The organism is Streptomyces sp. ICBB 8177, from assembly GCF_003144095.1.
Classification (GTDB): domain Bacteria; phylum Actinomycetota; class Actinomycetes; order Streptomycetales; family Streptomycetaceae; genus Streptantibioticus_D.
Genome location: NZ_NSKH01000023.1, coordinates 742826 through 760409 on the forward strand (window position 1 = coordinate 742826; position 17584 = coordinate 760409).

The window sequence follows — 17584 nt, forward strand, 5'->3', positions numbered from 1 at the left end:
GCTCCGGACGAACCGCCGGCCGGCACGCTCGACGTCGGCGAGCTGGACCTGCGTCCCGCGCTCGAGGCGGTCCTGATGGTCGTGGACGAGCCGGTCACCGAGGAGCACCTCGCCAAGGTGCTCCAGCGCCCCCGCCGCGCGATCGGCGACGCCCTGCGCGAGCTGTCCGACGAGTACGCCCGCCGGGGCAGCGGCTTCGAGCTGCGGCTGGTCGCCGGAGGCTGGCGCTACTACACCCGCCCCGAGTACGCGGCGGCCGTGGAGACCTTCGTGCTCGACGGCCAGCAGGCGCGGCTGACCCAGGCCGCCCTGGAGACGCTGGCGGTCGTCGCCTACCGGCAGCCGGTCAGCCGCTCGCGGGTCTCCGCGGTGCGCGGGGTGAACTGCGACGGCGTCATGCGCACCCTGCTCCAGCGCGGTCTGGTCGAGGAGAGTGGGACGGAACCCGAGACAGGTGCGATCCTGTACAGGACGACGAACTACTTCCTGGAGCGGATGGGCCTGCGGGGCCTGGACGAACTGCCCGAACTGGCACCGTTCCTCCCGGAGGCGGACGCGGTCGAGGCGGACTCCCTGGAGGGGGTGCCGTCGTTCGACCCGGACGCACCGGACCCGATCTCGACTACGGAAACTTGATGCGAAGCAGTAGCGGCAGGAACAGCGGCAACCGGAACTACCGCGGGGCGGGCAACTCGCGCGACGACAAGACCAAGCGCGCCGGCCGCCCCCGCCCGGAGGAGCGCCGCTACGACGTGGGTGAGACCGGCCAGTCCGGCGGCGGCCGCGGCAAGCCCGGCGGTGCCAAGGGCGGCCCCGGGCCCAGGGGCGCGGCGGCCAAGGGCGGAGCGGCCAAGGGCGGCAAGGGGGCGCCGCGCAGGACCTCCCCGGCCCGCCCGCGCGAGCTGGACGCCCAGATCGAGGAGCGCAACCGCGCCCGGCACGGCAAGCCCCGGCTGAACCTGCCCAAGACCTTCCCCGGCGCCGAGGAGGAGGGCGAGCGCCTGCAGAAGGTGCTGGCCCGCGCCGGCCTCGGCTCGCGCCGCGCCTGCGAGGAGCTGATCGACCAGCGCCGCGTCGAGGTCAACGGCAGGATCGTCACCGAGCAGGGCCTGCGCGTCGACCCGGACAAGGACGAGGTCAAGGTCGACGGCCTGACGGTGGCCACCCAGTCGTACCTGTTCTTCGCCCTCAACAAGCCGGCCGGCGTGGTCTCCACGATGGAGGACCCGGACGGCCGCCAGTGCCTCGGCGACTACGTCACCAACCGGGAGACCCGGCTGTTCCACGTGGGCCGCCTGGACACCGAGACCGAGGGCATCATCCTGCTCACCAACCACGGCGAGCTGGCCCACCGCCTCACCCACCCGCGCTACGGCGTCAAGAAGACCTACCTCGCCGCCGTCCAGGGCCCGCTGCCGCGCGACCTCGGCAAGCGGCTGAAGGACGGCATCGAGCTGGAGGACGGCTACGCGCGAGCCGACCACTTCCGGGTCGTGGAGAACACCGGCAAGAACTACCTGGTCGAGGTCACGCTGCACGAGGGCCGCAAGCACATCGTGCGCCGCATGCTCGCCGAGGCCGGCTTCCCCGTGGACCGCCTGGTGCGCACCTCCTTCGGGCCCATCCCGCTCGGCGACCAGAAGTCGGGCTGGCTGCGCCGGCTCACCAACACCGAGGTGGGCATGCTGATGCGCGAGGTCGACCTGTAGGACGGCGCGGGCGCGGCCCTTCCCGGGCCGCGCCCGGCGTCCTGCGGGCCGCGTCAGGACCACAGGCGCAACGAGACCGCGTGGCCGTCCGCGTCCCGCTCCACCTCCAGCATCCCGGCGACCGCCGTGCGGTTGACGCGCCCGTAGACGTGCGGGAACAGGGTGCCGGGCGCGGTGCCCGGCGGCGGGGACGGCGTGGGCGGCTCCCAGCGCACCGGGGTGTCCAGCGCCGCCTCGTCGATGAGCAGCACCATCAGCGGCCCGACCGCCTCCCGGTAGAACGTGTCGGCCACCGTCAGCGCCGACTTCTCGTCCGGCGAGCAGTGCACGAAGCCGTCCGAGGCCAGCGTCGGCGGGGCGTAGGGGCGGTCGGGGTCGCGCAGCCAGTCGTCCAGCGGCACCACGTGGAAGATCATGCGCAACGTTCTACCGGACGCCGGGCCCGCGACCGTATCCCCGTCGCGGCGTGGGCGCCGTCTGGGAGAGGATGACCTTCATGCGTACCGCCGCCGTCATCGGCACCGGACTGATCGGCACCTCCGCCGCCCTCGCGCTCACCGGACGCGGGGTCACCGTCCACCTCCAGGACCACGACCCGGACGCCGCGCGCACCGCGGCGGCCCTCGGCGCGGGCACCACCGAGCCGCCCGCGGGGCCGGTGGACCTCGCGATCGTCGCCGTGCCGCCCGCCCACGTCGCCCGCACCCTCGCCGACGCCCAGCGCTCCGGGCTGGCCCGCGGCTACCTGGACGTGGCCAGCGTCAAGGGCGGGCCGCACCGGGAGCTGGAGGCGCTCGGCGTCGACCTCACCCGCTGCATCGGCACCCATCCGATGGCGGGCCGCGAGCGCTCCGGGCCGCTGGCCGCGACCGCCGAACTGTTCGAGGGGCGGCCCTGGGTGCTCACCCCGACCCCGGCCACCGACACCGAGGTGCTCAACCTCGCGCTGGAGCTGGTCGCCCTGTGCCACGCGGTGCCGGTGGTGATGGACGCCGACGCCCACGACCGGGCGGTCGCGCTCGTCTCGCACACCCCGCAGCTGGTCTCCAGCCTGGTCGCCGCCCGCCTGGAGCACGCGGAGGAGACCGCGGTGCGGCTGTGCGGCCAGGGCATAAGGGACGTGACCCGGATCGCGGCCTCCGAGCCCGGCATGTGGATCGACATCCTGTCCGCCAACCCCGGCCCGGTCGCCGACGTGCTCGCCCGGGTCGCCGCCGACCTCGGCGAGACCGTCGAGGCGCTGCGGGCCCTCCAGTCCCGCGACGAGGACGAACGGCGCGAGGGTGCCGCCGGCATCGAGGACGTCCTGCGGCGCGGCAACGCCGGCCGGGTCCGCGTGCCCGGCAAGCACGGCGCCGCCCCCGCCGCGTACGAGACCGTCGCCGTGCTCATCGGCGACCAGCCCGGCGAGCTGGCCCGGGTCTTCGCCGACGCGGGCGCGGTCGGTGTCAACATCGAGGACGTCCGCATCGAGCACTCCACCGGCCAGCAGGCGGGCCTGGTGCAGCTCATGGTCGACCCGGCCGCCGTGCCGAAGCTCACCGCGGCGCTGCGCGAGCGGGGCTGGTCGATCCGGCAGTGAGGGCCGTGCCGTCCCGCGACATCTCGTGGCACAGCACCGCCCCCCGGCCGGTAACCTTGGGGGATGGCGTACGCCCGGCGGACGCCGCCCTCCCCCCCCAGGACACCGAACCCCGTACCCCGAACCCGTGCAACGAGGAAGGCCCCGCGCTGTGGAAACTCCGGTGATCGTCGCCATCGACGGCCCCTCCGGCACGGGCAAGTCGAGTACGTCGAAGGCGGTCGCGGCCGAGCTGGGGCTGAGCTACCTCGACACCGGCGCCCAGTACCGGGCGATGACCTGGTGGATGCTGTCCAACGGCATCGACGTGGACGACCCGGCGCAGGTCGCGCTCGCCGCGGACAAGCCGGTGATCGTCTCCGGCTCCGACCCGTCCGCGCCCACCATCACCGTGGACGGCGCCGACGCGTCGCTGCCGATCCGCACCGCCGAGGTCACCGCGGCGGTCAGCGCGGTCAGCGCGGTCCCCGAGGTGCGGCGCAGGCTGGTGGAGCTCCAGCGCGCGGCGGCGGCCCAGGCCCCGGTCGGCATCGTGGTCGAGGGCCGCGACATCGGCACCACGGTGCTGCCCGACGCCGCCGTCAAGATCTTCCTCACCGCCTCCCCGGAGGCCCGGGCGGCCCGGCGCGGCGGCGAGATCGGCGCCAAGGCGGCGGCGGACCTCGCGGCCACCCGGGAGGCGCTGATCAAGCGGGACGCGGCCGACTCGGGCCGCAAGACCTCACCGCTGGCCAAGGCGGCCGACGCGGTCGAGGTGGACACCACCGAACTCACCCTCGACCAGGTCATCGAGTGCGTCGTCACCCTGATCGAGGAGAAGCGGGCGGCTCGGTGAACCGCCCGGACGGCGCGGTCCCCGGCCCGAAGGGAGCGGCGACCGGCCGCAGGATCGGCATCGGCCTGATGCACGGGCTGTGGCGTCCCAGGGTGCTCGGCGCCTGGCGGATGCCGTCCGCCGGTCCGGTGATCCTGGCCGGCAACCACGCGCACAACGTGGACGGACCGATGCTGATCGGCACCTCACCGCGGCCGATCCACTTCCTGGTCAAGCGGGAGGCGTTCGTCGGGCCGCTCGGGTCGTTCCTGCGCGGCATCGGGCAGCTCCCGGTGGACCGTACGGCGCCCGACCGCGTCGCGGTGACGTCCGCGCTGGGGGTGCTGGCCCGCGGGGGCGTGCTGGGGATCTTTCCCGAGGGCACCCGCGGTCACGGCGACTTCGCCGAACTGCGCTCGGGACTCGCGTACTTCGCGGTGCGCTCCGGCGCCCCGGTGGTGCCGGTCGCGGTGCTGGGCAGCGCCCGGCCGGGACGGCTGATAACGGCGCTGCCGCCGCTGCGCGGCCGGATCGACGTGGTGTTCGGCGATCCGTTCCTGGCGGCGGAGCCGTCCCAGCGGCGCACCCGCGCCACCCTGGACGCCGCCACCGAGCGGATCCAGAAGCACCTGGTGGCACACCTGGACGACGCCAGGCGCGCGACCGGGCGCGACGAGTAGGGCCGCACGGCCCGGGGCCGCGAGTGCACGGCCCGCACGGACTTCTCTTACGAGGCGACGAGGAAGACTTCATGGACCACGAGAACGAGTACGGCGAGCACGGCGCGCTCGGCGACGCCGAATACGCCGAGTTCATGGAGCTGGCGGCCGAGGAGGGCTTCGACCTCGAAGAGGTCGCGGGCGACCTGGCCGAGGCCGGGCACGGGCCGCTGCCGGTGCTGGCCGTCGTCGGCCGCCCGAACGTCGGCAAGTCGACCCTGGTCAACCGGATCATCGGCCGGCGCGAGGCGGTCGTGGAGGACCGGCCGGGCGTCACCCGCGACCGCGTCACCTACGAGGCGCACTGGAACGGCCGCCGCTTCAAGATCGTCGACACCGGCGGCTGGGAGCAGGACGTCCTCGGCATCGACGCCTCGGTCGCCGCGCAGGCCGAGTTCGCCATCGAGGCGGCCGACGCGGTGGTCTTCGTCGTGGACGCGACCGTGGGGGCCACCGACACCGACGAGGCGGTCGTCAAGCTGCTGCGGCGGGCCGGCAAGCCGGTCGTGCTGTGTGCCAACAAGGTCGACGGCCCCAGCGGCGAGGCGGACGCGGCGGCGCTGTGGTCGCTGGGCCTGGGTGAGCCGTACGCGGTCTCCTCGCTGCACGGCCGCGGCACCGGTGACCTGCTGGACGCGATCCTCGAAGCGCTGCCCGAGGCCCCGGCGCAGACCTTCGGCGACGTGCTCGGCGGCCCGCGCCGGGTCGCGCTCATCGGCCGCCCCAACGTGGGCAAGTCCTCGCTGCTGAACAAGGTGGCGGGCGAGGAGCGCGTCGTCGTCAACGAACTGGCCGGCACCACCCGCGACCCGGTCGACGAGCTGATCCAACTCGGCGGCAGGACCTGGAAGTTCGTGGACACCGCAGGCATCCGCCGCCGGGTCCACCTCGCCGAGGGCGCCGACTACTACGCCTCGCTGCGCACCGCCGCCGCGCTGGAGAAGGCGGAGGTCGCGGTCATCCTGATCGACGCAAGCGAGACGCTGTCGGTGCAGGACACCCGCATCATCCAGATGGCGATCGACGCGGGCCGCGCCTGCGTCATCGCCTACAACAAGTGGGACCTGCTGGACGAGGAGCGCCGCTACTACCTGGAGCGCGAGATCGAGCAGGACCTCGTGCAGGTGCAGTGGGCGCCCCGGGTGAACGTCTCGGCGTCCACCGGGCGGCACATGGAGAAGCTCGTCCCGGCGATCGAGACCGCCCTTGCGGGATGGGAGACCCGGGTGCCGACCGGGCGGCTCAACGCCTTCCTCGGTGAACTGGTCGCCGCCCACCCGCACCCGATCCGCGGTGGCAAGCAGCCGCGGATCCTGTTCGGCACCCAGGCGGGCACCAAGCCGCCGCGCTTCGTGCTCTTCGCCTCCGGCTTCCTGGAGGCGGGCTACCGCCGGTTCATCGAGCGGCGGCTGCGCGAGGAGTTCGGCTTCGAGGGCACGCCGATCCAGGTCTCGGTGCGCGTGCGCGAGAAGCGCAGCCGCAAGAAGTGACCGGCTGACGGTACGAGCGGCCGTACGGCGGCCGGCCCTGGAGCGGGCCGGGCGCCGTCACAGACCGTGCATCCGGTTGGCGTGCGCGCCGCCGGACGGGGCACCGGGCGGCAGCGCGGCGGGCAGGACACCGCGCGGCCGCCCGGTGCCGTACGGGGAGTGCGCCACGGGGTGCCACTGCGCGGGGCGCGGGGCCACCGGCTGGAGCCGCAGCTGCTCCTCGCCGCTGCGGTCGAACGGCAGCGCCCGGAAGAGCCTGCGGTACTCCGAGTACAGCGCGTCGTAGATCGGCGTGTTGGACACCGTCACGGTGTCGTGCGGGGCGCGCATCGGCGGGATCTGGCTCTGGTACGGAGGCCGGGGCGAAGTGTCGTAGGTGTGCACGTATGGGGCAACGATCATCCTGCGCCCTGGATGCGGCCCGAAAGGACGAAATGGCCAGCTCCTTACCCGCGGGCCCGGCGTACGGAAGCGTGCCGGGGGCGCGGGGCACCGGGCGCGCGGGCCGCGTTGACGGGTGCGGGCAGCGCGAAGGCCGGGCGCGCGCTCGTGGCGGAGCGGTGCGCCCGGCCCCACGGCTCACCGGGGGTCAGGTCCCGGCGAGCGGCATCGTGCCGCCGACCAGCAGGCCCTTGGCGGCGGCGCGGTCGAGCGCCTCGCGCATCAGGTCCTCCCGGGGCTGCCGGCCGATGGTGCCGACCGGGGCGGCGTAGACGAAGACCTCGTTGGTGCGGTTGGCGGCGGCCCGCCAGCCGTCGCTGACCGGCAGCGGCTGGTGCGCCTGCCACCAGGCCGTGGAGTTCTGGCTGTTGGTGCCGCCCTGGAGCACGGCATGCAGCTTGCCCATGGCGAGCAGCACCGACCAGCCGCCCAGCGCGGGCGGCGGGGTCTCCAGGCTCGTGATCGGGTGGAAGCCCTCCTCGCTGAGCAGCAGCAGGAACTCGTCGTCCGCGGTGCTGCCCGGGCGGCCGACCGGGCCGGTCGGTTCCACCACCAGTGCCGGGTGCAGGTTGTCCTGGCACAGCACCAGGCCGCAGGTGATGCCGAGGACCGCCTGCCGCGGCACCTGCGCCCCGGTGGAGGCGAGCGGGCTCGCGGGCGGGGGAACGGCGGCGGGGGCGGGCTGCTCGGAGATGGAGGTCTCGCCCTGGATGCTGCGGACGGCCACCTGGAGCTGTTCCTCGGAGACCGGGACCACCTGTGAGGGGATGCAGGCGGCGTGCGCGAAGGCGAGGACGGCCGTCTCCTCGCCCACGAAGAGCACCGTGCTGGTGCGCTCCTGTGTGGTGTCGCCGGGGGTGCGGCAGGAGGTGCAGTCGTACGGGCCGGGCGCGTTCTCGCCGGCGAGCAGGCGGTCGGCCTCCGCATCGCCGATCTCGGCGCGTACCTCGTCGCTGACATCGAGCAAGGGCGGCACGGATGACTCCTCGGGGGTTGCGGTGCGTGTCGTGCGAGCGCGGAGGTTCCGGCTCGCAGTGACAACGGGTGATCTGTGGCCGGGGTCACGCGCGGAGTCGTGCGGAGTGAATATGCCGGATGCGGAACGTTACAGGGGTCCGGAATTCGCTCACTCTCCGTCGAATCCTCCGACTCGCCCGACGGTGTGACGAGGTGAAGAACGTCACAGGACGGTGACGGTCGGGAGGAACAACAGCGGGCAAAAGGGCGCCAACTGCCCCGCCGAATCTGTTACTTACCTCTGGTAACCGCCAACTGGCCTGCGATCCGCGGCATTTGGTTGATGTGACGGCCTCTCGCTCCCTAGATTCGGCGGCCGTGTGCACAGAGCACCACCCGGGCAGTCCGCACGGAGGATGACGGCGCGTCACCACTGGCGCCGGCAGCGGACGGACAGGCCGGACACGGGACGCAAAGGCGTCCGGTGGACGGTCCGTCGGCAACACAGGGGGAAGCCCGGGGTCGTCGAGAAGGGGATCCATGTCCGGACATCCGGAGCGCCGTAAGCACGCCGCCACGTCGGGCAACGGGAGGGGACTGGGCCGCCGGGCGCGCGCCGCGGTCGTCCTGGCCTCGGCCGCGGCGGTCAGCCCGCTGGCCGCGCTGGCGGCGAGCGGAACGGCGCAGGCCGCAGACAGCGGCGTGTGGGACCGCATCGCCGCTTGCGAGAGCGGCGGCAACTGGAGCATCAACACCGGCAACGGCTACTACGGCGGGCTGCAGTTCAGCGCCAGTACCTGGGCGGCCTACGGCGGCACGCGCTACGCGCCGGTCGCCAGCGGTGCCGACCGCAGCGAGCAGATAGCGATCGCCAACAAGGTTCAGGCGGCGCAGGGCTGGGGCGCCTGGCCGGTCTGCTCGGCCCGCGCCGGGGCGTACGGCAGCGCGCCGGCCGCCTCCTCGGACGCCGGTTCCTCCGGGTCGCACACCGACACCTACTCCACGCGCGCCGAGGGCTACAAGCCGCGCGAGTCCGCCCCCGCGCACCGCGAGCGGACCCCCGAGCGCACGGCGACCGCGGCACCGGCCGGACGGCAGGGCCACGGCGACTACACCGTGGCCCCGGGCGACACCCTCAGCGGGATCGCCGCCGCGCACGGCACCAGCTGGCAGCGGGTCTACGACGCCAACCGCGAGGTCATCGGCGGGAACCCGGACCTCATCATGCCCGGCCAGCGGCTGAACGTCTGACGCCCACCGCCGGCCGGATCACCGCGCCGCAGGGCCCGCGGGGCCGTGGAGTTCGGCCGGTTCACCGGCGAACACCACGGCCCCGCGCCGCAGTTCGTACACCACGCGGGCGGCGTCGCGCAGCGCGGCGGGCAGCCGCTGCTCGGCGACGACCACGGTACGGCCGGACTCCGCCAGCCGCGCCAGGGCCCGGTGGGCGGTGTCCGCCACCGCACGGGCCAGGCCCTGGCCCGGCTCGTCGACCAGCACCAGGCCGGCCGGGGCCAGCAGCGCGCGGGAGACCGCGAGCATGCGCTGCTCCCCGCCGGACAGCGTGGCCGCCCGGTGCGCGAGCAGGCCGCGCAGGGCGGGGAAGGCGGCCAGCGCCGGATCCGGGTCGGGCCCGAACAGCGCGAGGTTCTCCGTGACCGTCAACGAGCCGAACACCGCCCGCCGGTCGGGGACGAAGGCCAGACCACGGCGTGCCCTGCGGTGCGCGGGGAGCCCGGTCACGTCCTGCCCGCGCCACACCACCCGCCCGGCGGACAGCGGCACCGACCCGGCCAGCGCCCGCAACACGGTGGTGCACCCCGAGCCGTTGGGCCCGGACAGCACGGTCAGGCAGCCCGCGGGCACGGCCAGGTCGACACCGTGCAGCGCCTCCAGCGGCCCGTAGCGGACGCGGGCCCGGCGCAGCGCGATCTCGACGCTCATCCCGCCGCCTCGGCGAAGGCGCCGCGCACCCGGGGGTCGGCCAGGACGGCGGCGGCCGGTCCCGAGGCCACGACGCGGCCCGAGGCCATCACGTGGACGACGTCCGCGAGATCCGCGACCAGATCGAGGTCGTGCTCGACCAGCAGCACCGCCGTGCCGTCCGCCGCAAGCGCCCGCAACACCCTCGCCAGCGAGGCCACTTCGGCCTCGTCCAAGCCCGCCGCCGGCTCGTCGAGCAGCAGGACGCGGGGGCGGGCGGCCAGCGCCCGGCCCAGTTCCACCCCGCGCAGAGCCCCGGTCGGCAGGTCGGCCGCGTCCCGGTCGCGCACCGCGCCGAGTCCCAGCAGCCGCAGCGCCGCGTCGGTGACCGCCGCGCGCTTAGCCGGGCCGGTGGCGGGCCCGTGCTCGGCGCCGACCCGGACGTTGTCCGCCACCGTCAGCCCGGAGAAGACCGCCACCTGCTGGAAGGTGCGGCCCACGCCGAGCCGGGCGCGCGCGTCGGCGGGCAGCCGGGTGACGTCCCGCCCGTCCAGCAGCACCCGCCCGGCATCCGGCCGCGCGGCGCCGCACAGGCAGTCGAACAGAGTGGACTTCCCCGCCCCGTTGGGTCCGACCACGGCCGTGATCCGGCCCCCGGTGACGGCGAGGTCCACGCCGTCCACCACGGCCGGGCCGCCGTAGGAGCGGCGGATGCCGCGGGCCGTCAGCCGCGCGGGCGGCGCGCCGCCGGGCATCCTGACCGGCCGTCCCGAGCGCGGGGGAGAGGCCGCGGCGTGCGGCTGTCTCGCGGGAGCCGGGGCGTGCGGTTGCTCCGGGGGAGCAGCCGCGGCGTGCGGCTGTCCCGGTGAACCCGGGTGCGCCGTCACCGGAGCCATGCCCGTACCCGCCGCCCCCGGTCCAGCCACCGCCGCCCGCACCCGCAGCCCCAGCGGGCTGAGCCGGGGCGCCGGGCGGGGCGCGGCCAGACGGTGCCACAGCCCGGGCAGGCCGCCGGGCAGCCGGGCGAGCGCGATCGCCAGGACGCCCACCACGGCGGCGGCGACGCCCTGCACGGTGCCCGCGTCCAGACCGACGAGCAGCGCGGCGGCGGCCAGGGCGCCCAGCGGGCTGTCGGCACCCGTCACGACCACGGCGGCGAACCACAGCAGTCCCTGCACCGGGTCGAAGGCGTCGGCGTCGAATGCTTGCGTGCCCAGCGCGAGCATGCCACCGCCGAGTGCGGCCAGCGCGGCGCCGACGACGAACGTGGCCACCTTCAGCGCGGGCACCCGCACCCCGGCAGCCACCGCGCCGGGCTCGTGGTCCCGCATCGCCGCCAGCGCCCGCCCGGACCGGCCGCGGCGCAGCATGCGGACCGCGGCCAGCACGGCGCCCAGCAACCCGAGTTCGAGCGCGTAGTACGCGTGGTCGCCGGTGAACCCGGCGGGCCGGGCGGGCCCCGTACCCAGCGATGAGGTCGCGTACGGCTGGGTGAGCACGAAGCGGCTGATCGCCACCCCGACCGCGAACGTGGCCAGCGCCAGCGCCAGTCCGCGCCGCCAGATCGCGGGCGTCCCGGTGAGCAGGCCCAGCGGCGCCACCAGCACCACGGCGAGCGCGAGCGCGGCGAGTCCCGGCAGCGCGGGCAGCCCGGGAAAGGACCCGGTCGCCAGCAGTGCGGTGAACAGCGCGCCGAGCCCGGCCCAGCCCGCCTGGCCCAGCGAGATCTGCCCGCCGGAGCCGGTGACCACCACCAGCGACAGCAGGATCACCGCCATCGCCGGGACCTGGACGGACGTCGTCAGGTCCGGCCCGGTCAGGCCCAGCGGCAGCAGGAACAGCAGTGCGCAGACCGCCCAGGCGCGGTACGAGGCGTGCGGACGGCCCCGCGCGCCGGAGGTCGCCCGGCGCACCGAGCCGGTCGCGCCGCCGATCGCGGGCCCGGCCACCGAGACGACCAGCAGGGCGACCACGAAGAGGTTGGCGCCGACCGCCTGGAGCAGCGGCTGCGGCCAGCCACCGGGGTGCAGGCGGGTCAGCTGGCTCTGCGCGATCCCGATCGCCAGGGCCACCGCGACCGCGGCCGGGATGCCGCGCCGCCCGGCCGCCACCGCGACCGCCATCGTCTCCATCACCAGCAGTGACAGCCCGTACGGGTCGAGCCGCAGGAAGGGCGCGAGCAGTACGCCGGCCAGCCCCGCGGTGAAGGCGCCGAACGCCCAGCCCGCCGCCGCGACCCGGTCGGCGTCGACGCCGGTGAGCACGGCGAGCCGACGGTCGTCGACGACGGCGCGCAGCCGGGTGCCGAACGGCGTCCAGCGGGCGACCGCGCCCACCGCGCAGCCCACCACGGCCACCGCCGCCAGCGTGGTGACCGCCTGCGCGACCGGTCCGGAAGGCACCAGGGACGGCGCGTCGGTGAGCGCGTTGCCACCCCACACCAGGTACACCACGCCGACGAGGAGCACGAAGACACCGAGGGTGGCGACCAGCGTCTCACCGGTGTCCGCCTCCCGGGCGGCCAGTGGGCGGAACACGACGCGGTCCAGCGCCAGCCCCATCGCGGGGGCGAGCAGCAGCAGGCAGGCGGCGGCCGCGGGCCACAGCGGCCAGTGCCGGACGACGACCAGCTCGCGCAGGACGTACGCGGTGACGGTGGCGACGGCGCCGTGCGCGAGGTTGAACACACCGGTGGCGCGATAGGTCACCAGCAGGCCGATGCCGGTCAGCGCGGCGGCGCCGCCCACGGCGAGCCCGGCGAGGGTCAGGTCGACGGTGAGCGAGGCCACGGGTCTCTCACCGGTCCGGTTCGCACACCGGACAGGGGTCCAACCGGCCCTCTCCGGGCGGCAGTTCGGTCGCGTCCCGGCGGTGGGCGACCAGCGGGCAGTCGGCGCGGTGGCGCATCGTGCCGCCGGGCACCGCGAGCAGCCGGGACGAGGAGGGCGCGTCGGGCGCGCCGGGTGGGCCTTCGCGGTCGTCCTCGGTGAGCAGCCGGTACAACTCCTCGACGCGGGCGGACGCCTCCGCGGAGCCCTCCTTGGCCAGCAGCACCGCGCCCGCCACGATCAGCGCCGCGCCGGGGACGGTCGCCGAGGCCAGGTAGGGGAGTTGACGCTGTGTCAGGCTCTGCCCGGACACGCCGTACCAGCCCAGCACGCACAACACCGCGCCCGCGACCACGGCCAGCCACCCGCCCCACTCGGCGAGCAGGCCGCGCAGCCGGGCGGCGGTCGCGGGGAGCGTCCGCGCCGACCGGGGCGGCGACGGCGGCCGGGGCTGTTCGGCCATCGGTCCCCCTCGCGGCCCGGGGCGTCCGCGAGGCCGTGGGGGCGACGGGGGCGCCGGGATGTGAGCGTGCGTGTATGTTGCATGTCACCCGATTTGCCATAATATGTCACCCGTAGCGACAACCCAAACGTGTGCGGACCTCCCGGGACGGTGAGGAAGATGGCTCGTACCCCGCGCACCGCGCTGGCCGCCGGAGCGACCGCGGTGGCGCTGGCGGCCGCCCTGACCGCGTGCGGCGGCGGGTCCTCCTCGCCGTCCAGCACCCCCGCGACCACGGCCACCACCTCGGCCGCGCCGTCCGCGAGCGGCACCGCCCCCGCCGACCCCTCGGCGGCGAAGGCGCAGGTCGTCAAGAACTGGGAGAAGTTCTTCGACCCGAGCACCTCGCTGGCGGACAAGACCAAGCTGCTGGAGAACGGGCAGAAGATGACCAAGGTCGTCGAGGGGTTCGCCGGCGACCCCAGGGTCGGCCAGGTCAAGGCCACCGTGCAGAGCGTGCGGTTCACCTCGCCGTCCGGGGCCGACGTCACCTACTCGCTGGCCCTGAAGGGGACCACCGTGCTGCCCAGCGCCTCGGGCACCTCCGTGCTCCAGGACGGCGTGTGGAAGGTGTCCGACCAGACCCTGTGCGCGCTGATCTCCCTCGACAGCAGTGGTTCCGCGATCCCGGGCTGCTGAGACCCGACGCCGGGCAGTTCGCGTTGAGACGCGACGCCGGACCGTCGAGACGCGACGCCGGGCAGTCCGCGCTGAACCGCGACGCCGGGCCTTCCGCGCCGGGGCGGCCTGCCTCGCGGCGGCGGCCCTCGCGCTGACCGCCGCCTGCGGGACCCGACTGCCCTCCCGCGACTTCACCGCCCCGCCCACCGCCGCGCCGACGGGCACCGGCGGCGCCGCGCCGATCCGCGTGGGCGTCATCACCAGCGCCACCAGCCCGGTCGGCGGGGACACCTTCGTCGGCCCGCGCGACGGCGCCGAGGCCTACTTCGCCCGGCTCGACGCGCACGGCGGGATCAACGGCCACCCCGTCACCGTCGTCACCTGCGACGACGGCGGCAGCGGCGTCGGCGACACCTCCTGCGCGCACCGGCTCGTCGACCAGGACAAGGTCTTCGCCCTGGTCGCCACCACCGCACTGGACTACGCCGCCGCCCCCTACGTGAGCGCCCACGACGTCCCCGACATCGGCGGCCAGCCCCTCGGCACCGCCTACGACACCTATCCGCACCTGTACGGGATCTACGGCAGCGACGCCCCCCGCGACGGGGCGACCGGCTGGCACGGCACCCTGGTCGCCGGCACCGAGGTCTACCGCTACTTCAAGCAGGAGCAGCACGCCCGCACCGCCGCCGTCGTCTACTACAACCAGGCGGACTCCGCCCGCTACGCGAACCAGGTCGTGCGGGGACTGCGCACCGAGGGCTACCGCGTGGTACCGGAAGAGGCCGACTTCGCGCTGCCGGACTTCTCCGCGGTCGCCGCGGACCTGCGCGCCCACCACGTCGACATCCTCTTCGACGCCCTGGACACCGGCGGCAACTCCCAGCTGTGCAAGGCGATGCAGGCCGCCCACGTCACCGTCGCCGCGAAGGTCACCAACGTCCAGAACTGGGACTCGAACGTGCCGAGCGCCTACGCCGGGGCGCCCGGCTGCCGGCGCGCGCTGTGGGTGACCGGTTCCAGCCGGGACTACGACGACACCGCCAACCCCCAGGTCGCCGCGTTCCGTTCCGGCATGGCGGCCTACCGGGCGGCGCACGGCGGCTCGCCCTCGTACCTGTCGCAGTGGCAACTGGAGGGCTGGGCGGCGGGGATGTGGCTGCGTGACGCGCTCTCCGGGTGCCCGGCGCCCGGCACCACGACGGGCTCGGTCGGCGCCGCGCGGGCCTGCGTCGAGCGTTTCATGAACCGCCCGCAGGGCTACGACGCGCACGGACTGCTGCTGCCCGCCACCTTCCATTCGCTGCCCGCGCCGCCGAGGACCGCCCGCGACTGCCTGTCGGTGGCCCGCTGGGAGCCCGGCGCGGACGGCGGCCGCGGCGGCTGGGTCCCGCAGGGGCCCGACATGACCCGCAACTGCTTCACCGTCCCCCAACTTCCGTACAAACCCTGACCGCCGGCCGCTTCTCGCGCCGCATTCCGTGGCGCTTTCGGTGCCGTAGCCGTGCCGGGCGGTGCGCGGTAGCGCGCGCGGCGTCCAGGAAAGTCCGGCGAACCCCCACGAGAAAGCCGTATGTCGCTTCATCAGGCACCTGACCCCCGCTCCACGGCCGCCGACGCCGACCCGGCCCCGGGCGCCGCGCCCGCCTGGGCCGCACCCCACCGGGCGAGCGCGCCGCCGTGCTGGGCTCACGGACGCGGCGGCCACCCTGCTGCGCGAGCCGGCGCGCGTTCACGGTCAGATGTTCCACCAGCCCGGCGCGGCTGCTGCGACGGCAGTTCGCGTACCGGGGTCACACCTCTCCCGCCATCGATGTGGAGCCGGGACGCGGAAGCGGTTTCTCCCTTGAGCGACCACCGGAAACCGCTTCCTGATCCGGTCCCGGCTGCTGACCGACGAGGAGCTGACGGCGCTCGGGCGGGGGCCGGGGGGTGGTACGGGCCGGGAAGACGATCGGTCGATATTGTGAACACGTGAACAACGGGGAGGCTGTGTGGAGGAGTTGTGCGACGGCGTTCCGGGCTTCCGGATCGCCTTTCGCCGATTCCTCGGGGACGCTTTCCAGGGTTATCCGCATCGGCTCCGGAAAACCGTCGCGTGTAAGAGGAAGGCGAACTTGTCCGGGGAATTCGGCAAACTGGCGCGCTGGTCTTCCTGGCGGTCCGGAGCGCCACGTTCGAGTGAAGCCGGAATGTCAAACTCCGCACCCCGCACTGTGACCGAAGCGTGACGCTGGCCCGGGAACCGGCCTACCGTGGACGGTATGGCACCCGTTCCGCACCCCGGCCCCACCCCCGACGACAGCACCGACGCCTACGTCGGCCTTCCTGCGGAAGAGGCCGAGCGGCGGGCGGTGGAACACGGCTGGACGACGGTGCGGCCGCTGCCGCCCGACTCGGTGATCACGATGGAGTACGTGGCGGGGCGGCTGAACTTCACCGTCAGGGACGGCGTGGTCGCCCGCTGCTGGCAGGGCTGACCGCCCTCCCGCGCCGCGACCCGCGAAAAGGGCCGGCGGCCCGCGAGGACGTGCGTACCGTCCCGCGGACCGCCGGCCCGTTCGTTCTCAGCGGTTCAGCCGGGGGTGCCCCGGCGGGCCGCCTGGACCGGCGGCGGGGTCTGGCGCACCGGACGCTCGCCGTGCGCCCGGCGGTTGGTGCCGGACGCGGTGACCGCCGCCCGGTCGTAGCGCTGCCCGTAGCTCCGCGCGCCGTGGTGCGCGCCGCCGCGCACCGGGGGCACCAGGGGCACGATCGACGGCGGCCGGACCGCGGTGGACGCCGGGGCGGTCGCGGGGGCAGCGGCGGTGGCCACCACCGCGGCCGGGACCGGCTCGCGGGCCCCGTCCGGGTCCTCGGACGCGCCGCGCGGCGGCACCAGGGCCCCGGGATCGCCGACGGGCGCCCCGGCCGGTGCGACCGCGGCCCGGGGCCGCAGCCGCGCCAGCAGACCCAGCAGCCACTCCTCGGCGCGGGCCACCAGCGGCTCGAACCATGGCAGCGCCAGCAGCACCAGCAGCCCCGCGCACCAGCCGCTCAGTACGTCGCTCACCCAGTGGGTGCCGAGGTAGATCGTCGTCATGCCGACGCCCATCGCGAGCATCGCGCTGACCACCGAGCCGACCCGGCGGGCCAGCGGTGTGGTCGCCAGGTACGCCAGCACGCCCCAGGTCACGACCGCGTTCGCGGTGTGCCCGGACGGGAATATGTCCCCACCGCGGAACAGCTCGGCCGATCCGATGGTGGTCGCGTAGTGCGGGCCGAGGCGTCCCAGCCCGTACTTCACCGAGCCCACCGTGACGTTGAGGAGCAGCAGCGAGGTGCCGAGGATCAGCAGCGGACGCAGGGAGCGCTGCTTCCAGGTGCGCCAGCCGAGCCAGGCGGCCACCATCACCGCGGTCGGTCCGCGCTGCCCGAGGACCACGAAGTAGTCCAGGAAGGCGTGGTACTGGGGCCACTGCTTGTACGGCCGGAAGAGCATGACCTGCCAGTCCAGCGACACGAGTGGCGTACTGGCCAGTACGGCCACGACGATTGCCGCGTAGGCCACCAGCGTGGTGCCGAACAGCACGCGGCGCGTTCGGCTCATGCCCGGGACCTCGCGGTCGTTCGGTCGCTCCTGTCCTCGCTCCTGCTCCGAGTGGGCGACGATTCGGTCGGTACGCACTCAATCGACGTTACAGCGTGTGACGGGTGTGTTCGGCCGTAGAAGCCTCTTCGTGATGACGATGTGATGTGGCAACTGTCACGCCGTGTCGGCCTTCTCACATTTTCCACTTCCCCCGAACGTCGGCCGGTGAAGGGCCGGTCGAAGCCCCCGGCTTTCCTTCCCGGCTTTTCTCCGGAGAATCCTGTGAATTGCGCGGCCGGACATTCCCGGCGCCAACTCACTCTCTGACGTCGCATCAGGTTACGGGGCCCCGGCGCCCTTCCGTTTCAAGATCGGTAACGGCGGCGAGTCGTCCCGGCGGCCGGCCGGTGACGCCCCGGTGACCGCT

The 17584-nt window shown here is 74.6% G+C and carries 17 protein-coding genes; 10 read left to right on the forward strand and 7 right to left on the reverse strand.

The features are described from left to right. The first annotated feature begins 42 nt into the window (after positions 1–42). Complete coding sequence (gene scpB / locus CK485_RS23655; protein WP_199239522.1) at positions 43–636, forward strand: SMC-Scp complex subunit ScpB; 594 nt, start codon at positions 43–45, stop codon at positions 634–636. Further along, positions 636–1709 carry a pseudouridine synthase gene (locus CK485_RS23660; protein WP_109453867.1) on the forward strand — a complete coding sequence of 358 codons (1074 nt, stop codon included), beginning with the start codon at positions 636–638 and terminating at the stop codon, positions 1707–1709. The genes scpB and CK485_RS23660 overlap by 1 nt, the downstream gene beginning before the upstream one ends. 53 nt (positions 1710–1762) lie before the next feature. Here the strand turns inward: CK485_RS23660 and CK485_RS23665 are convergent, their stop codons facing one another. Continuing rightward, positions 1763–2125 carry a DUF952 domain-containing protein gene (locus CK485_RS23665; RefSeq protein WP_109453868.1) on the reverse strand — a complete coding sequence of 121 codons (363 nt, stop codon included), beginning with the start codon at positions 2123–2125 and terminating at the stop codon, positions 1763–1765. A gap of 80 nt (positions 2126–2205) precedes the next feature. Between CK485_RS23665 and CK485_RS23670 the strand changes: the two genes are divergently transcribed. The 4 genes from CK485_RS23670 (at position 2206) to der (ending at position 6314) form a co-directional block, all read left to right on the forward strand. Next, positions 2206–3291, forward strand: a complete 1086-nt coding sequence (locus CK485_RS23670) for a prephenate dehydrogenase (RefSeq protein ID WP_109454376.1) — start codon at positions 2206–2208, stop codon at positions 3289–3291. Positions 3292–3442: 151 nt separating this feature from the next. After that, complete coding sequence (gene cmk / locus CK485_RS23675) at positions 3443–4126, forward strand: (d)CMP kinase (protein ID WP_199239486.1); 684 nt, start codon at positions 3443–3445, stop codon at positions 4124–4126. 68 nt (positions 4127–4194) lie between these two features. Beyond that, positions 4195–4785 carry a lysophospholipid acyltransferase family protein gene (locus tag CK485_RS23680; protein ID WP_109454377.1) on the forward strand — a complete coding sequence of 197 codons (591 nt, stop codon included), beginning with the start codon at positions 4195–4197 and terminating at the stop codon, positions 4783–4785. Between the two features lie 71 nt (positions 4786–4856). Continuing rightward, positions 4857–6314: a ribosome biogenesis GTPase Der gene (gene der, locus CK485_RS23685; protein ID WP_109453870.1), complete on the forward strand. Its 1458-nt coding sequence runs from the start codon at positions 4857–4859 to the stop codon at positions 6312–6314. 57 nt (positions 6315–6371) lie between these two features. Here der and CK485_RS23690 read toward each other — a convergent pair whose 3' ends face one another. Both CK485_RS23690 and CK485_RS23695 read right to left on the reverse strand, forming a co-directional pair. Next, positions 6372–6716, reverse strand: a complete 345-nt coding sequence (locus CK485_RS23690) for a hypothetical protein (RefSeq protein WP_241968553.1) — start codon at positions 6714–6716, stop codon at positions 6372–6374. Between the two features lie 187 nt (positions 6717–6903). Beyond that, complete coding sequence (locus CK485_RS23695; protein ID WP_109453872.1) at positions 6904–7731, reverse strand: hypothetical protein; 828 nt, start codon at positions 7729–7731, stop codon at positions 6904–6906. A 521-nt stretch (positions 7732–8252) separates the two neighbouring features. Between CK485_RS23695 and CK485_RS23700 the strand changes: the two genes are divergently transcribed. Next, the gene (locus tag CK485_RS23700) at positions 8253–8963 is read left to right on the forward strand and encodes a transglycosylase family protein (protein WP_109453873.1); all 711 of its coding nucleotides are present in this window, start codon (positions 8253–8255) and stop codon (positions 8961–8963) included. A gap of 18 nt (positions 8964–8981) precedes the next feature. Here CK485_RS23700 and CK485_RS23705 read toward each other — a convergent pair whose 3' ends face one another. The 3 genes from CK485_RS23705 to CK485_RS23715 are packed head-to-tail and all read right to left on the reverse strand — an operon-like array spanning position 8982 to position 12926. Further along, complete coding sequence (locus CK485_RS23705) at positions 8982–9656, reverse strand: ATP-binding cassette domain-containing protein (protein ID WP_109453874.1); 675 nt, start codon at positions 9654–9656, stop codon at positions 8982–8984. After that, complete coding sequence (locus CK485_RS23710) at positions 9653–12424, reverse strand: branched-chain amino acid ABC transporter permease/ATP-binding protein (RefSeq protein WP_109453875.1); 2772 nt, start codon at positions 12422–12424, stop codon at positions 9653–9655. The genes CK485_RS23705 and CK485_RS23710 overlap by 4 nt, the downstream gene beginning before the upstream one ends. 7 nt (positions 12425–12431) lie before the next feature. Then, a complete protein-coding gene (locus CK485_RS23715) occupies positions 12432–12926 on the reverse strand; it encodes a hypothetical protein (protein WP_241968554.1) in 495 nt (164 codons plus the stop codon). Positions 12927–13085: 159 nt separating this feature from the next. Between CK485_RS23715 and CK485_RS23720 the strand changes: the two genes are divergently transcribed. The 3 genes from CK485_RS23720 to CK485_RS23735 all read left to right on the forward strand — a co-directional run bounded on the left by CK485_RS23720 (position 13086) and on the right by CK485_RS23735 (position 16066). After that, positions 13086–13604, forward strand: coding sequence for a hypothetical protein (locus CK485_RS23720; protein ID WP_109453876.1), 519 nt, complete (start codon positions 13086–13088; stop codon positions 13602–13604). Between the two features lie 133 nt (positions 13605–13737). Continuing rightward, positions 13738–15039, forward strand: coding sequence for an ABC transporter substrate-binding protein (locus CK485_RS23725; protein ID WP_199239523.1), 1302 nt, complete (start codon positions 13738–13740; stop codon positions 15037–15039). 811 nt (positions 15040–15850) lie between these two features. Next, the gene (locus CK485_RS23735; RefSeq protein WP_109453878.1) at positions 15851–16066 is read left to right on the forward strand and encodes an I78 family peptidase inhibitor; all 216 of its coding nucleotides are present in this window, start codon (positions 15851–15853) and stop codon (positions 16064–16066) included. 95 nt (positions 16067–16161) lie between these two features. On the opposite strand, the gene CK485_RS23740 is transcribed toward CK485_RS23735, so the two are convergent. After that, the gene (locus tag CK485_RS23740) at positions 16162–17253 is read right to left on the reverse strand and encodes a phosphatase PAP2 family protein (RefSeq protein ID WP_109453879.1); all 1092 of its coding nucleotides are present in this window, start codon (positions 17251–17253) and stop codon (positions 16162–16164) included. Positions 17254–17584: the final 331 nt, after the last annotated feature.

Bases quoted from the DNA above. Each gene is read 5' to 3' on its own strand.
- CK485_RS23660 (WP_109453867.1), top strand. From the start codon at position 636: ATGCGAAGCAGTAGCGGCAGGAACAGCGGCAACCGGAACTACCGCGGG.
- CK485_RS23665 (WP_109453868.1), bottom strand. From the start codon at position 2,125: ATGATCTTCCACGTGGTGCCGCTGGACGACTGGCTGCGCGACCCCGAC.
- CK485_RS23670 (WP_109454376.1), top strand. From the start codon at position 2,206: ATGCGTACCGCCGCCGTCATCGGCACCGGACTGATCGGCACCTCCGCC.
- CK485_RS23680 (WP_109454377.1), top strand. From the start codon at position 4,195: ATGCACGGGCTGTGGCGTCCCAGGGTGCTCGGCGCCTGGCGGATGCCG.
- der (WP_109453870.1), top strand. From the start codon at position 4,857: ATGGACCACGAGAACGAGTACGGCGAGCACGGCGCGCTCGGCGACGCC.
- CK485_RS23690 (WP_241968553.1), bottom strand. From the start codon at position 6,716: ATGATCGTTGCCCCATACGTGCACACCTACGACACTTCGCCCCGGCCT.
- CK485_RS23700 (WP_109453873.1), top strand. From the start codon at position 8,253: ATGTCCGGACATCCGGAGCGCCGTAAGCACGCCGCCACGTCGGGCAAC.
- CK485_RS23705 (WP_109453874.1), bottom strand. From the start codon at position 9,656: ATGAGCGTCGAGATCGCGCTGCGCCGGGCCCGCGTCCGCTACGGGCCG.
- CK485_RS23715 (WP_241968554.1), bottom strand. From the start codon at position 12,926: ATGGCCGAACAGCCCCGGCCGCCGTCGCCGCCCCGGTCGGCGCGGACG.
- CK485_RS23720 (WP_109453876.1), top strand. From the start codon at position 13,086: ATGGCTCGTACCCCGCGCACCGCGCTGGCCGCCGGAGCGACCGCGGTG.
- CK485_RS23735 (WP_109453878.1), top strand. From the start codon at position 15,851: ATGGCACCCGTTCCGCACCCCGGCCCCACCCCCGACGACAGCACCGAC.